General features: G+C 70.5%; 16 protein-coding genes. 12 read left to right on the forward strand and 4 right to left on the reverse strand.

Going from position 1 to position 14,295, the window contains the following annotated elements:
* Positions 1-4 precede the first annotated feature (4 nt).
* Both D892_RS0125450 and D892_RS0125455 read left to right on the forward strand, forming a co-directional pair.
* Positions 5-514, forward strand: coding sequence for an arginine repressor (locus tag D892_RS0125450; RefSeq protein WP_051499885.1), 510 nt, complete (start codon positions 5-7; stop codon positions 512-514).
* Positions 515-620: 106 nt separating this feature from the next.
* Positions 621-1,418: a maleylpyruvate isomerase family mycothiol-dependent enzyme gene (locus D892_RS0125455; protein WP_232236168.1), complete on the forward strand. Its 798-nt coding sequence runs from the start codon at positions 621-623 to the stop codon at positions 1,416-1,418.
* A gap of 5 nt (positions 1,419-1,423) precedes the next feature.
* Here the strand turns inward: D892_RS0125455 and D892_RS47010 are convergent, their stop codons facing one another.
* Positions 1,424-1,582 carry a hypothetical protein gene (locus D892_RS47010; RefSeq protein ID WP_156959674.1) on the reverse strand — a complete coding sequence of 53 codons (159 nt, stop codon included), beginning with the start codon at positions 1,580-1,582 and terminating at the stop codon, positions 1,424-1,426.
* Positions 1,583-1,953: 371 nt separating this feature from the next.
* Between D892_RS47010 and D892_RS0125465 the strand changes: the two genes are divergently transcribed.
* The 9 genes from D892_RS0125465 (at position 1,954) to D892_RS0125505 (ending at position 10,616) form a co-directional block, all read left to right on the forward strand.
* Entirely contained in the window at positions 1,954-3,156 is a 1,203-nt protein-coding gene (locus tag D892_RS0125465) for an argininosuccinate synthase (protein ID WP_024803941.1), read from the forward strand.
* A gap of 474 nt (positions 3,157-3,630) precedes the next feature.
* Positions 3,631-4,545 carry an SAM-dependent methyltransferase gene (locus D892_RS0125470; RefSeq protein ID WP_024803942.1) on the forward strand — a complete coding sequence of 305 codons (915 nt, stop codon included), beginning with the start codon at positions 3,631-3,633 and terminating at the stop codon, positions 4,543-4,545.
* On the forward strand, positions 4,542-5,963 hold the full coding sequence (gene argH / locus D892_RS0125475) for an argininosuccinate lyase (protein WP_024803943.1): 1,422 nt from the start codon (positions 4,542-4,544) through the stop codon (positions 5,961-5,963). The genes D892_RS0125470 and argH overlap by 4 nt, the downstream gene beginning before the upstream one ends.
* 249 nt (positions 5,964-6,212) lie before the next feature.
* Positions 6,213-6,512, forward strand: coding sequence for a helix-turn-helix domain-containing protein (locus D892_RS0125480; protein ID WP_024803944.1), 300 nt, complete (start codon positions 6,213-6,215; stop codon positions 6,510-6,512).
* A gap of 173 nt (positions 6,513-6,685) precedes the next feature.
* Complete coding sequence (locus tag D892_RS0125485) at positions 6,686-7,144, forward strand: hypothetical protein (protein WP_036567478.1); 459 nt, start codon at positions 6,686-6,688, stop codon at positions 7,142-7,144.
* Positions 7,145-7,308: 164 nt separating this feature from the next.
* Complete coding sequence (locus tag D892_RS0125490; protein WP_024803946.1) at positions 7,309-7,632, forward strand: multidrug efflux SMR transporter; 324 nt, start codon at positions 7,309-7,311, stop codon at positions 7,630-7,632.
* Positions 7,633-7,776: 144 nt separating this feature from the next.
* Complete coding sequence (locus D892_RS0125495) at positions 7,777-8,538, forward strand: ATP-binding cassette domain-containing protein (RefSeq protein WP_024803947.1); 762 nt, start codon at positions 7,777-7,779, stop codon at positions 8,536-8,538.
* Positions 8,535-9,593: an ABC transporter permease gene (locus D892_RS0125500; RefSeq protein WP_024803948.1), complete on the forward strand. Its 1,059-nt coding sequence runs from the start codon at positions 8,535-8,537 to the stop codon at positions 9,591-9,593. The genes D892_RS0125495 and D892_RS0125500 overlap by 4 nt, the downstream gene beginning before the upstream one ends.
* 48 nt (positions 9,594-9,641) lie before the next feature.
* Positions 9,642-10,616 (forward strand): ABC transporter substrate-binding protein, encoded by a 975-nt coding sequence (locus tag D892_RS0125505; protein ID WP_024803949.1) that lies wholly within the window; start codon positions 9,642-9,644, stop codon positions 10,614-10,616.
* A gap of 23 nt (positions 10,617-10,639) precedes the next feature.
* Here D892_RS0125505 and ilvA read toward each other — a convergent pair whose 3' ends face one another.
* Complete coding sequence (gene ilvA / locus D892_RS0125510) at positions 10,640-11,866, reverse strand: threonine ammonia-lyase (protein WP_024803950.1); 1,227 nt, start codon at positions 11,864-11,866, stop codon at positions 10,640-10,642.
* A 138-nt stretch (positions 11,867-12,004) separates the two neighbouring features.
* On the opposite strand from ilvA, the gene D892_RS0125515 reads away from it, so the two are divergent.
* Positions 12,005-12,730 (forward strand): GntR family transcriptional regulator, encoded by a 726-nt coding sequence (locus D892_RS0125515; protein WP_024803951.1) that lies wholly within the window; start codon positions 12,005-12,007, stop codon positions 12,728-12,730.
* 51 nt (positions 12,731-12,781) lie between these two features.
* Here D892_RS0125515 and idi read toward each other — a convergent pair whose 3' ends face one another.
* Together idi and D892_RS0125525 are read right to left on the reverse strand one after the other, a co-directional pair.
* Entirely contained in the window at positions 12,782-13,336 is a 555-nt protein-coding gene (idi, locus tag D892_RS0125520; RefSeq protein WP_051499168.1) for an isopentenyl-diphosphate Delta-isomerase, read from the reverse strand.
* Positions 13,333-14,205: a geranyl diphosphate 2-C-methyltransferase gene (locus tag D892_RS0125525; protein WP_024803953.1), complete on the reverse strand. Its 873-nt coding sequence runs from the start codon at positions 14,203-14,205 to the stop codon at positions 13,333-13,335. Before D892_RS0125525 ends, idi begins: the two co-directional genes overlap by 4 nt.
* Positions 14,206-14,295 lie beyond the last annotated feature (90 nt).

A 14,295-nucleotide genomic window follows, 5' to 3' on the forward strand; every position in this document is an offset into this window, starting at 1 on the left:
CACGGTGGGCAGGTCCGGCTCGCCCGAGCCGGGGCCCGTGATCGCGCGCACCCGGGCCGGTCGCCAGCAGCGGATCGTGGAACTGTTGTCCGCCAACGCGGTGCGCAGCCAGAGCGAACTGGCCGCGCTGCTGTCCGCCGAGGGCATCGAGACCACCCAGGCCACGCTGTCGCGCGACCTCGACGAACTGGGCGCGGTGAAGCTGCGCGCCGCCGACGGCGGCGCCGGCATCTATGTGGTGCCCGAGGACGGCAGCCCGGTGCGCGGCGTCACCGGCGGCACCGGGCGGCTGTCGAAGCTGCTCGGCGATCTGCTGGTGTCCACCGATCACAGCGGCAACATCGCGGTGCTGCGCACCCCGCCGGGCGCCGCGCACTTCCTGGCCAGCGCCCTCGATCGCGCGGCCCTGCCGGAGGTGGTCGGCACGATCGCCGGCGACGACACCATCGCCGTCATCGCCCGCGAACCACTGACCGGCGCGGAACTGGCCGCCAAGATCGAGCAGCTGGCCTGAGCGGAGCGGCCCGCGCAAGTCGGCGGCACCATGCGATTGCATGTCGGCGGCACTGTGCGATTGCATGTCGGCGGCACTGTGCGATCGGATGTGCCAGAGTGACCGCGTGACGCTCGAATTCGACAGATATTGCACCGAGATAGTCGCCCAGACCGACGCGGTGCGGTCGATACTGCCAGGGGCGGATCTCACGACTCCGGTCCCGTCCTGTCCCGGTTGGGTCGTGTGGCAGCTGCTGCGGCATCTCGGTGGCGCGCAACGCTGGGCCGCCGCCGCCGTGTCCGCCCGCGTCCAGGAGCCGATGCCGGAGGACGAATTCGCCTTCCGCACCTTTTCCGAGGATCTCGAGGGGAATCCGAGCGAGCTCGACCCCTGGCTGGCCGAGGGGGCCGAGAAGCTGGCGTCGGCGCTGCGCGGGGCCGGACCCGGAGCGTCGGTCTGGACCCCGGTTCCGGCGGTGGGGATCGTGGACTTCTACGCGCGCCGGTTCACCCACGAGACCCTGATCCATCGTGCCGACGCCACCCTCGCCCTCGGCGCGGAGTTCACCGCCGATCCGCGGGTCGCCACGGATGCCTTCGACGAATGGCTCGAACTCGGCTCGCTGCCGATGATGCTCGAGCACAACCCCCGGACCAGGGAATTGCTGGGGCCCGGCCGTACCCTGCACTTCCACGCGACCGATACCCCACCGGACCTGAACGCCGAATGGGTGGTCGACCTGACCGGTGCGGTGATCACCTGGCGCCGCGTGCACGAACGGGCCGCGGTTGCCGTTCGCGGCCCGCTCACCGATCTGCTCCTGCTGATCTACCGCCGCCTCACCCCGGACGCCGCGGGCGTCGAAATCCTCGGCGATCGTGACCTTTTCGACTTCTGGCTGGACCGCGTCGGCTTCGGCTGACGCGGTTACGCGAGGGGATACTGTCCCGGCGGATAGGCTCCGTGGCCGCCCGGCCCCTGCCCGCCGATGCCGATGATGTGCTGGATGAGGCCGATCACGGCCTCGCCGATGCTCAGCACGTCCCGGCCGATCATGCCGAAGTACTCCGCAAACGTCGAATACATGCGCCCGCCCTTCTGCCTGCCCGGTCCGTATTTCCCTCAGCGTGACACAGCGGGCCCGCGACGGCTGGTAAACCCTTGACTCCCAGGGGATTCCGCCACATTTGTCGTGATTGCACGGCGTGTCCCCGCCTCGTGTCACGATCGCCGGCATCCGGTGGGCAACCGACCGTACGGTGTCTTCTGTCGGCCGTGCTCGGAGCCGGGACGACCGGCGGTCCGGTCGTGCGTACCCCGGTGATGAATGGGATTGCACCATCATGCATAATCATTTGCATACGGAGGGCCGCCCCGGCGGAGGCCGCGCACCGTCACCCGGCCCGGGGATCGGGCACCAGACTTGCACACGCACGAAACCTCGAGGAGCTACAGATATGGCCGATCGCGTCGTACTCGCCTATTCCGGCGGGCTGGACACCTCCGTCGCCATCAGCTGGATCGGCAAGGAGACCGGGGCCGAGGTGGTCGCGGTCGCGATCGACCTGGGCCAGGGTGGCGAGGATATGGAGCTCGTGCGCAAGCGGGCGATCGACTGCGGCGCGGTCGAGGCCATCGTGGTGGACGCGCGCGACGAGTTCGCCGACGAGTACTGCCTGCCGACCGTGCAGGCCAACGCGCTCTACATGGGCCGCTACCCGCTGGTGTCGGCGATCAGCCGCCCGCTCATCGTCAAGCATCTGGTCGAGGCCGCCGAGTACCACGGCGCAGGCACCGTCGCGCACGGCTGCACCGGCAAGGGCAACGACCAGGTCCGCTTCGAGGTCGGCATCGGCGCGCTGGCCCCCGACCTGAACGTGATCGCGCCGGTGCGCGACTACGCCTGGACCCGCGAGAAGGCCATCGCCTTCGCCGAGGAGAACAGCCTGCCGATCACGGTCACCAAGAAGTCGCCGTTCTCCATCGACCAGAACCTGTGGGGCCGCGCGGTCGAGACCGGCTTCCTCGAGGACCTGTGGAACGCGCCGACCAAGGACGTCTACGACTACACGGTGGACCCGACGGTCAACTTCGAGGCGCCCGACGAGCTGATCGTCACCTTCGACAAGGGCGTGCCGGTGGCCATCGACGGCCGCCCGGTCAGCGTGCTGGAGGCGATCACCGAGCTGAACCGGCGCGCCGGGCGCCAGGGCGTGGGCCGGCTGGACATGGTCGAGGACCGCCTGGTCGGCATCAAGAGCCGCGAGATCTACGAGGCCCCGGGCGCCATCGCGCTGATCGCCGCGCACCAGGAGCTGGAGGCGGTCACCGTCGAGCGCGAGCTGGGCCGGTACAAGCGCCAGGTGGAGCAGCGCTGGGGCGAGCTGGTCTACGACGGCCTGTGGTTCTCCCCGCTCAAGCGCGCGCTGGACGCGTTCGTGCGCGACACCCAGGAGCACGTGTCCGGGCAGATCCGGATGGTGCTGCACGGCGGCACCGTGGTCGTCAACGGCCGCCGCAGCGAGGAGTCGCTCTACGACTTCAACCTCGCCACCTACGACGAGGGCGATTCCTTCGACCAGTCGCTCGCCAAGGGCTTCGTGCAGATCCACGGCCTGTCGTCGAAGGTCGCCGCGCGCCGGGATCTGGGTAAGAAGTAGCGACCGCGGGGTGCGCCGGAGAATCCCGCGAGGGACGGCCTGTGCCGGGCACTCGATATCGTGTGGGCGGCCGGCGCGGGTCCGCCGTGTTCCGGTCGTCGCAGGCAGGATCGGAGGTCGGGCCCGGCCCCGGACCGGCGATTGCCGTGCGGCCGTCGGTGCACGAAGCCTCATCGGCCATGGCCGCGAAGCTGCGTCGTGATGAGGCGCGGTAGCCGTGCTCCGATGGATCGGCACCGTCGACAGGCGGCCCGGGTGCGACCGTGACGCGAGGGCTCGTGGTGCGCCGTGCCGCCGGGGCGGCGATCGCGAATCCGTGGACCGGGCGAGTGCCGGCCGGTGGTGCCTCGCGTGTCGGGGCAGTGCGGAACCCGGCACACAGCGCCGGGACTACGGTGGTCGCAGAGTCGGCCGGGCGCGGCGAACCGCCCGCCCGGCGAGGCATGGTTCGGCAGGGAACGAGGAGGTCGTCCGGTGCGTAGCGATGACGACAGCTGGGACATCACCGAGAGCGTGGGTGCTACCGCCGTGGGTGTCGCGGCGATGCGGGCGGTCGAGACACGCCGGCCGGACGGGCTGTTCCGCGATCCCTACGCGGAGCGGCTGGTGGATGCGGTCGGCTCGGGCTGGAGCCGGATCCTGCGCGGCGAGGTGCACGCCGCCACGCCGGAGAACGACCGGCTGAACCGGCCGATGGCCGCCGCGCTGATCGCCCGCACCGTGTACTTCGACGATTACTTCCGCGTGGCCGCGGCCGAAGGCGTCCGGCAGATCGTGATCCTGGCCTCCGGGCTGGACGCCCGCGCCTACCGGATCGAATGGCCCTCCGGCACCGTGGTTTTCGAGCTGGATCAGCCGAAGGTGCTGGAGTTCAAGTCCCGGGTGCTGGCCGGTGAGCGGCCCGGCGCCGAGGTGCGCGGTATTCCGGTGGATCTGCGGCACGACTGGCCGAAGGCATTGCGGGACAACGGGTTCGACGTGGACGCGCCGACGGCGTGGCTGGCCGAGGGGCTGCTGCGTTACCTGCCGGCCGACGCGCAGGACCGCCTGCTGGACGACGCCGCGGCACTGAGCGCGCCGGGCAGCCGGGCCGCGCTGAACATCGGCCTGGACCAGCGCGAGGACTCGGCGGCGGTGCGGGAACTGCGCGCCGCGCGGGGCCGGGCGCTGGCGGAGGCCGGTGTGCGGATCGACCTGGAAAACCTGTGGTACTCGTGGGAGGGCCGCACCGATCCGCGGGACTGGTTCGCCGGCCGCGGCTGGTCGGTGTCCGGAACGGAGCCGTCCGCCGTGCTGGCCCGGTACGGCCGCGAGGTGCCCGCCGACGCCCGCGCCGAGATCGACCGACACGTACTCATGACAGCGACACTAGGAGACGACGACCGATGAGCCAGGCAGGCGGCACCAACGAGGGCGCGCTGTGGGGTGGGCGGTTCTCGTCCGGCCCGGCCGCGGCGATGGCCGCGCTGAGCAAGTCGACCCAGTTCGACTGGGCGCTGGCGCCCTACGACATTCGCGCGTCCAAGGCGCACGCGCGGGTGCTGCACAAGGCGGGGCTGCTGTCCGACGGCGACCTGGCCGGCATGCTCGCCGGGCTGGATCGCCTTGCCGCCGACGTGGAATCGGGCGCGTTCGGGCCCGCCGAATCCGATGAGGACGTGCACGGGGCGCTGGAGCGCGGTCTGATCGAGCGGGCCGGCGCCGAGCTCGGCGGCCGGCTGCGCGCCGGGCGGTCGCGCAACGACCAGGTGGCCACCCTGTTCCGGATGTGGTTGCGGGACGCGGTGCGTCGGGTCGCGGCGGGTGTGCTGGACGTGGTGGACGCGCTGGCCGGTCAGGCCGCCGCGCATCCGGGCGCGGTGCTGCCGGGCAAGACGCATCTGCAGGCCGCGCAGCCGGTGTTGCTCGCCCATCAGCTGCTGGCGCATGCGCATCCGTTGCTGCGCGACGTCGACCGGCTCCGCGATTTCGACAAGCGGGCCGCGGTGTCTCCGTACGGTTCGGGGGCGCTGGCCGGTTCGTCGCTCGGCCTGGATCCGGACGCGATCGCGGCCGAACTGGATTTCGATGCCGCCGCGGCCAATTCGATCGACGCCACCTCGTCGCGGGACTTCGCCGCGGAGGCCGCCTTCGTGCTGACCATGATCGCGGTCGATCTGTCCCGGCTGGCCGAGGAGGTGATCATCTGGAGCACACCGGAATTCGGCTACATCACCCTCGCCGACGCCTGGTCCACCGGGTCGTCGATCATGCCGCAGAAGAAGAACCCCGACGTCGCGGAGCTGACCCGCGGCAAGTCGGGGCGGCTGATCGGCAACCTCACCGGCCTGCTCGCCACCCTGAAGGCGCAACCGCTGGCCTACAACCGGGATCTGCAGGAGGACAAGGAGCCGCTGTTCGATTCGGTGGCGCAACTGGAGATGCTGCTGCCGGCCGTCGCCGGTTCGGTCTCGACCCTGACCTTCCACACCGGCCGCATGGCCGAATTGGCCCCCGCCGGTTACACCTTGGCCACCGATATCGCCGAATGGCTGGTCCGCCAGGGGGTTCCGTTCCGCGTCGCGCACGAGGCCGCCGGCGCCTGCGTCCGCGCCGCCGAATCCCGCGGCGTGGGCCTGGACGAACTCACCGACGAGGAGTTCGCCGCCGTCGACCCGGCCCTCACCCCGAAGGTCCGCGAGGTGCTGACGGTCGAGGGCTCCATCGCGTCGCGCAACGCCCGCGGCGGCACCGCCGGCGAACAGGTCGCCGAGCAACTGAACGAGGTCCGCGCGGCCACCACCACCGCCCGCACCTGGCTGAACTGATCCCCGATCTGCCGAGCGCGGAACCGCAGACGATATAACATTCATGTTATAAGATGGGTGCTTACGGCCGGTGGACTACAGCGGTTCGACCCAGTCGGCAACGACTGCGGGGAGACCGTGCTGCGCCGGGGCGATCCCGTGGTCACAGGCGCAGCGCTGCCCGGCGAGCCGGGACCGACCGACCGCCGGCGTTCGGAAGCGCGACGGTGCGACCGGCGTCCGTCCGGTCGGGGCGGAGGAGTGGATTCGATGGGTGCACATAAGAGTTGGGCCGAGTTGCGTGCCGAGGCGCTGTCACATCCCGGTGCCAGTGGTGCCTACGAGGCCGCACGTATCCGCTTCGAGGTGGGTGAAGCCGTACGGGAGCGTCGGCGGCAACTCGGTCTGACGCAGGCCGAGCTGGCTGAGTGGGCCGGTCTGAAGCAGCCCGCGGTGGCGCGCCTGGAGGGCGGCGGGACGATGCCGACGATCCCCGTCCTGGAGCGCATTGCTCAGGCGCTGGAGGTACGGCTGAGTGTCGAATTCCACCCGCTGCGCGAGGCCGGCTGAGCGGTCCCGGGCCGTCCGGCCTCGGACCTGAAGCTGCCTGTGGTGGTTGTGGTTCCCGGGTAACCCGCCGATGAACCCGGGGTGCTCCGGTGCGGTGAGCGGAAACGTGGTGGGTTCCGGCGGTGCGGCGTACCGTTGTGCCGTCGGGAGGACGACCGGGTGGAGGGCTCGACATGAGTGGTGGTACACAGGGTTCCGTCGCATTGCTGCCGGGATGGTTGAAGTATCTGAACCGGGTGGTCATCTTCCTGCAGCGGCGGGGGATCGCGTTCTTCACGTTTCATCTGCTGACGGTGCCGGGGCGGAAGTCCGGGAAGATGTTCACCACGCCGGTGTCGCCGTTCGTGGTGGAGGGTAAGCAGTACATCTTGTCGGTCGGGCCGACCGGCTGGGTGAAGAACGCGCGGGTGTCCGGCTGGGGGCTGCTGGCGCGCGGTAAAGATGAGCGGCGGGTCGCGCTCGTCGAGGTCGGGCCGGAGGAGCGGCGGCCGGTGGTGCGCGAGTTCCCGGTGCAGGTGCCGCGGGGTGTCGAGTTCTTCCTGCGGACCGGTGCGGTGCGGCCGCCCGGTGATTCCGACGCGTTCGAGGCCGCGGCCGATGGCCTGGTCTGCTTCCGCGTGGACCCGGGCTGATCGAATCCGATGCCGCCGGCGAATATTCGGCGGTACCCGGCCGCGGCGGGGCCGGCCGGAGCGGTTCGGCCACCTGCCCGCAACCGCGCCACGGCCCGGGCGGCCGGCGGTGGCGAGCGGCCGCGGTGTCGGTGGCCCGGACGCCCGGCCGATATCCTGCGGCCATGACGTTCCTGCTGCTTGTCCTGGCCATCGCGTCCGAGGTGACGGCGACCGTGTCGCTGAAGCTGTCCGAGGGATTCACCAAGCTGGTGCCGTCGATCATCGTGGTGGCCGGGTATGGGGGAGCGTTCTTCTTCCTGTCGCAGACGTTGAAGCGCGGCATGTCGATCGGCGTCGCCTACGGGGTGTGGTCGGCGATCGGTGTCGCGGCCGTGGCGACGATCGGCGCGCTGTTCCTGGACGAGAGCCTCACGGCGGTCCAGATGGGCGGCATCGTGCTGGTCATCGTCGGCGTGCTCGCGCTGGAACTCGGCGCCGCGCACTGACATCCACCGGCGCGGGATCGTCTCCGGAGGCGGCAGCGGTTCGCGCCTGATCTTCCCGATTCTCCTCCCGACGCCTCGCGTGAGCGTTAACATCGGCCGGGTGGACGGATGTCCGCGCCGTCGAAATTGCCGGGGTGATCGCTGATGTCTGCCGTGGTTCTGGAAGCCGAGGGACTGACCAAGCGATACGGCGGCGTGGAAGCGCTGCGGGTAGCCAACTTTCAGGTCCGGGCCGGCGAGGTCACCGCGCTCATCGGCGATAACGGTGCCGGCAAATCGACACTGGTGAAATGCCTGTCGGGCGCCGAGCAACCCGACGGGGGACAGATCGTGCTCGACGGCGAGCCGGTGCGGATGGCGTCGCCGACCGCCGCGCGCCGGCTGGGCGTGGAGACGGTGTATCAGGATCTGGCCGTCGCACCGGACCTCGATCCGGCGTCGAATCTCTACCTCGGCCGGGAGCTGTTCCGGCGCGGGGTGCTCGGGCGCCTGGGCATGCTGGACCGCAAGGCCATGAGAACCGAAGCGGCCGAACACTTCCGGCGGCTCGGGGTGACGCTGCCGCGGGCGGACGTGCCGATCGGGTCGCTGTCGGGCGGCCAGCGGCAGACCGTCGCGGTGGCTCGCGCGGTGTTGTGGGCGCGCCGGGTCGTGTTCCTGGACGAGCCGACCGCCGCCCTGGGCGTGGTGCAGCGCGAGCGGGTGCTGGAGGTGATCGGCCGCGTGCGCGATCAGGGCATCGCGGTCGTGCTGATCAGCCACAACATGCCCGAGGTGCTGTCGGTCGCGGACCGGATCGAGGTGCTGCGGCTGGGAAAACGGGTGGCGCGCTTCGGATCCGACGCCACCCTCGAACAGCTGGTGGGCGCCATGACGGGCGCCCTGACCCAGGAGGATGCCGCATGAGCGACACCGATACGACGGCAGCGGCGCCGGAGGCCGAGACCGCGGGGCTCCCGGAACCCACTGTGTGGCAACGGCTCCTGGGCACCAGCACGCTGTGGATCGGGCTGGTGCTGATCGTGCTCTACGCCGCGTTCAGCGTCGTGCGCCCGGACGCGTTCCCGACCCGGTTCACGCTGCAGACGCTGCTCATCGAGACCTCCGTGCTGCTGGTGCTGTCGATCGGGATGACCTTCGTCATCGTCAGCGCCGGCATCGATCTGTCGGTCGGCATGGTGCTGATCTTCTCCGGCGTGATCGGCGCCAAGACGATGGAGTGGCTCAGTCCGGGCCAGGACGCCACCGGGGCCGACTGGGGCATCGTGACGGCCGGGCTGCTCGCCTCGCTGGCCGGCGGGGCGTGCTGGGGTCTGGTGAACGGATTCCTGGTGGCCAAGGCCAAGATTCCGCCGCTGATCGTCACGCTGGGCTCGTTCGGCGCGGCGCTCGGCGCCGCCCAGCTGATCACCGGCGGCGTGGACACCCGCACGGTGCCCGACAAGCTGCGCAACTCACTGGGTTTCGGCACGGTGCTGGGCGGTGTCCCCGATCTGGTGCTGGTCGCCGCGGTCGTCACGCTGGCGGGCGCCTGGCTGCTGCACACCACCCGCTTCGGCCGCTACACCTATGCGATCGGCTCCGATACCGAGGCCGCCCGGCGGGCCGGCATCGGCGTCACCCGGCATCTGATCCTGGTGTACCTGATGGCCGGAACCCTCTCCGGGCTGGCCGGTTTCATGAATCTCGCCTATTTCGGCACCACCACCATCGCCGGGCACGCCACGGACAATCTGGATGCCATCGCGGGCGTCGTGATCGGCGGGACCAGCCTGTTCGGCGGGGTGGGATCGGTGCTGGGCACCGTGATCGGGGTGTTCATCCCGTCGGTGCTGCGCAAGGGCTTCGTGATCGCGGACGTGCCGGTGTTCTGGCAGCCGGTCGCGGTGAGCGTAGTGCTCGTGGCCGCCGTGTGGTTCGACCAGATCCGCCGGCGCTCGCGTCGGGACCGAAGGCGGTAGCTTGCGGGACCGGAAGTGACACAACCTATCTCGAAGGTGAGGGCGGCGATGAGGACCGGAAGACGGACCGCCGGAATGATCGGCGCCGCGGTGACGGCCGCGGCGATGCTGACCGGATGTGGTGGCACGGTGGGCGATTCGGGTTCGACCGACGCCCGCAGGCTCGTGCTCATCCCCGGTGTGGCCAACGAGCCGTTCTACATCTCGATGCAGTGCGGCGCGCAGGAGGAGGCGAACAAGCTCGGGTTCCGGCTGGACACCCAGGCGCCCACCCAGTTCGACGCGTCGCAGCAGACCCCGATCGTCACCGGTGTCATCGCGAACAAGCCCGGCGCCATCCTCGTGACGCCGACCCACGCGACCGCGATGGCCAGCCCGATCAAACAGGCCAGGGACTCCGGCATCGAGGTGGTCGAGGTGGATACCGCGCTCGACGACACCTCGGTCGCGGTGTCCTCGATCTCCTCGGACAACCGCAAGGGCGGTCGGCTGGCGGCGCAGACGCTGTCGAAACTGGTGGGCGGCAACGGATCCGTGCTCACGATCAACACCAAGGCCGGCACCTCGACCACCGATCTGCGGGCGCAGGGCTTCGAGGACGAGCTGAAGAACCAGCCGGGGCTGGCGTCACTGGGTGTGCAGTACAACAACAACGAGGCCGCCCAGGCCGCCTCGATCGTCACCGCCACGCTGGCCGCACATCCGGATCTGGTCGGCATCTTCGCCACCAACCTGAGCTCGGCCGAGGGCGCGGCCACCGGCCTGCGCAACGCCGGCAAGCTCGGCCAGGTGAAGCTGGTCGGCTTCGACGCCAGCCCGAAACAGGTCGAGGACCTGCGGGTCGGCACGGTGCAGGCGCTGATCGCCCAGAATCCCGCCGATATCGGCGCGCAGGGCGTCGACCAGGCCGCCGCCGCGATCGACGGCAAGCCGGTGACCCGGAACATCCGGACCGACATGATCGCCCTCACCCGGGCCGATATGGACGCGAACGCGAAGTACTTCTACAGGAGCAAGTGCTGAGCACCGGTCGTACGGTGTGCGGCTCAATCCTGTACGCGCACCGCGTATCCCGCGTCGCCCAGGGCCTCCAGCACGTCGCCGCGGTGGGTGGGGCCGCGGGTCTCGAGAGTGAGCAGGACCTCGACCTCGTCGACGGCCAGCCGTGCGCCGGTGCGGGCGTGCACGACGTCCAGCACGCTCGCAGCGCTCGCCCCGACGATGTCCAGCAGCGTGCCCAGGCTGCCGGGCCGGTCCGAGATCGTCACGCGCACGGCGAGATAGCGGCCGGCGGCGCCGAGCCCGTGGCCGATCAGCCGGGTCAGCAGCAACGGGTCGACATTGCCGCCGGACAGGATCGCGCACACCGGTCCCCGCAGGCCGAGTTCGCCGGCGCGGCTCATCAGCGCCGCGACCGCCGCCGCGCCGGCGGGTTCGACGATCAGCTTGGCCCGTTCCATGCACAACAGCAGCGCGCTCGACAGCGCGTCCTCGCCGACCGTCACCACGGCCGGGCCGTGCGCGGCCACCTGGGCGAACGGCACCTCGCCGGGCAGCCCGACCGCGATACCGTCGGCCATCGTCGACATGTGTTCCAGCGCAACGGGTTTGCCCGCCGCCAGCGAATCCGGCCAGGCGGCGGCCCGCGCGGCCTGCACGCCGACCACCCGCACCCGCGGCGCCAGGTGGTGCAGCGCGACGGTGACGCCGGCGAGCAGCCCGCCGCCGCCTGTGGGCACGATCACCGTGCCCACCTCCGGCAGCTGCTCGAGGATTTCCAGGGCCACCGTCGCCTGCCCGGCCACGATGTCGGGATGGTCGAACGGATGGATCGGCGTCGCGCCGGTCCGCTCGGCGAAATCCAGTGCGGCGGTGAGGGATCGGTCGACGTTGTCGCCCTCCTGATGCACGGTGGCGCCGTAGGCCCTGGTGGCCATGAGCTTCGGCAGCGACGCACCCACCGGCATGAACACCGTCGACTCGATCCCCAGCGTCGTCGCGGACCAGGCGACGCCCTGGGCGTGATTGCCCGCGCTCGCCGCGACGACGCCGTGCCGCCGGTCGGGCTCGCGCAGGTGGGCGATCCGGTTGTAGGCTCCACGCGGCTTGAACGATCCGGTGCGTTGCAGGTTCTCGCATTTCAGCCACACCTCGCATCCGGTGCGCTCGGACAGCACCCGCGACGCCAGCAGCGGCGTGCGCCGCACGACCGGTTCCAGCAGCGTCGCGGCCGCCTCGATGCGGCCGAGCCCGATCGGATCCATGGCGGTCATGCTGCCAGACGGGCCGCCCGGCGATCGGGAACGTGCCAGGTCGGCGGAGCGGTGTCGACCGAGCGCGGCCGAGATCGGTTTTCGCGATCGTCACACCGGCGACCGCTGCCGCACACATCGGTCGCCTAGCGTCGCTACATGGCCCCACGACGACACTCCGCTCTGCTCGCGAAGCTGGTGGTCGACGAGCCCGGCCGGCCGCAGATCATCCTCGGCGAACTGCGCCGGGTGATCCTCGACGGCGCGGTGCCGCCGGGGACTGCGATTCCGGTCCGGGAGGTGGCGGAGCTGTTCGACGTCAGCCACATTCCGGTGCGCGAGGCGTTGAAGATCCTGCTCGGCGAGGGCCTGGTTGCCCACGAGCAGCACTCCGGTTACACCGTGGCGCGGTTGACCGCGACCGAGCTGCGCGAGATGTACCTCGTGCGGCAGGCACTGGAGGAGGCGTCGCTGGCCGCGGCCGTATGCTGCGCCACCCCCTCGGACCGGGCCCTTCTGGTGGAGACCCACGCGGCGCTGGAACAGGCCATCCGCGACGACGATCCCGTCGCCTACCACCGCCGCTCGCGCCGGTTCCACCTCGCGCTCACCCGGCCCTCGCGCATGTTCCGGCTGCTGCACCTGCTCGAATCCGCCTGGAACGTCACCGAACCCGTGCAGTCCATGGTGCACGTGTCCCGCACCGACCGGGTGCGGCTGCACACGGACCACGCCCTCATGCTGGACGCCTTCCTGGCCGCCGACGTGCAGCGGTTGACCGCACTGGCCCAGCAGCATCACGTCCGGCTCGAGTCGGCGCTGGCGACGCTGCCCACCGACACCGGGCTGTTCGCCCCGCCGGACGACATCTCCTTCGCGCACTGACCAGCGTTTTCGCGCACCGGCCGGTGCTCTCGCGCACCGGCCGGTGGCGGCCTACCCGTCCTGCTCGTTGTCGCCGATGACCGTGAGCACCCCGGACAGCCACGGCGTGTACCGGCTCGGATCGGCCGCCAGCGCCTCGGCCAGATCCGCCGGCCACACCCAGGCGTGGTCGGCGATCTCGGCCGGATCCGGGCGAGGCGGCCGGCCGTCGAACCGGCCGACCAGAACGTGATCCCACTCGTGCTCGACCCGGCCGGTGCCGGGATCGGCGGCACGATAGGTGAACGTGCCCACCTCGGTCAGCTCGGTGTGCACCCCGAGCTCCTCGACGAGCCGGTCGGCGGCCGCGGCCGCGATCTTGGTGCCCGGTGCCGGGTGCCCGCAGCAGGTGTTGGTCCACAGCAGCGGGAACCGGGTCTTCACCCCGGCGCGCTGCTGCACCAGCACCCGCCCGTCGGCATCGAACAGCAGCACCGAGAACGCCCGGTGCAGGCGGCCGGGAGCGGCGTGGGCCTGAGCCACCGGGCATGCCCCGATGGCCTGGCCGTGCTCGTCCACCAGTTCGACGGGTAGAGCCTCGCGATCGGTCACAGTTGCGCGGGTCACCGGCCTACCTTATCGGCTGCGATCAGCAGGTACTGGAAACTCCCCTCTCGATAGGCGCTCAGGAACGGCTTCTCCACGCCGGTGGCGAGTTCGGAGTGGGTGCGCAACTCCCAGTACGGGATGGTGGCCGCGGTCAGATCGGTGACGGAGATCGGGACCAGCCCGTTCGCGGCGAGCGCGCGGAAATATTCGCCGCGCGGATGGATCATGCAGCCGTAGTGGGCGTCGATCCAGCTCACCGCGGCCGAGCGGCCCCCGGTGACGTCGTTGGAGCAGCCGGTGATGCAGACGTAGCGCCCGCCCGGTTCCAGCACCCGCGCGAATTCGGCGAACAGATCCTGCAGTTCGACGTACATGGTCGTCTCGTTGGTCCAGAGGCCGCGCATGCTGCCCGCGTCGAAGCCGGTGTCGAGCATGTTGCGGAAATGGAAGCGCACCGAGTCGGTGACGCCGCGTTCGCGGGCCTGGTCGTTGGCGAACCCGGCCTGGTACTGCGAGATCGTCACGCCGTCCACCCGGCAGCCGAACCGCTGGTTGGCCATGATGCTGGTGCCGCCGCGGCCGCAGCCGGCGTCGAGCAGCCCGTCGCCGGGGCGGATATCGCCGAGGTGGTCGAGCAGCAGGTCGGCCTGCGCGGTTTCGAGGCGGTGCAGGTCGCGCACGATCCGGTCCTGCCGGGTCTCGGCCGGGCCCTCGAGCACCGACCAGTCGGGCTCGCCGATCCCGTAGTGGTGATGGTAGAGACCGTCCACCTCGCCGAGTTTGGTGTTGACCCGGTCGTCGTTGGGGTTGTTGTTCCAGTACTCGGCGACCGAGCGTTGGTAGTTGGTGCGCAGGACTCCATCGGTCTCGCGGTCGAGCATCGTCATCGCGGATCATCCTCTCGAACTTCGGTGGAACCCGGTCGTGGTGGGGATCTCGTGGTGGGGATCTCGTGGGGGATGAGGTATCGAAATGCG

This window comes from Nocardia sp. BMG51109 (assembly GCF_000526215.1).
Taxonomy (GTDB): Bacteria; Actinomycetota; Actinomycetes; order Mycobacteriales; family Mycobacteriaceae; genus Nocardia.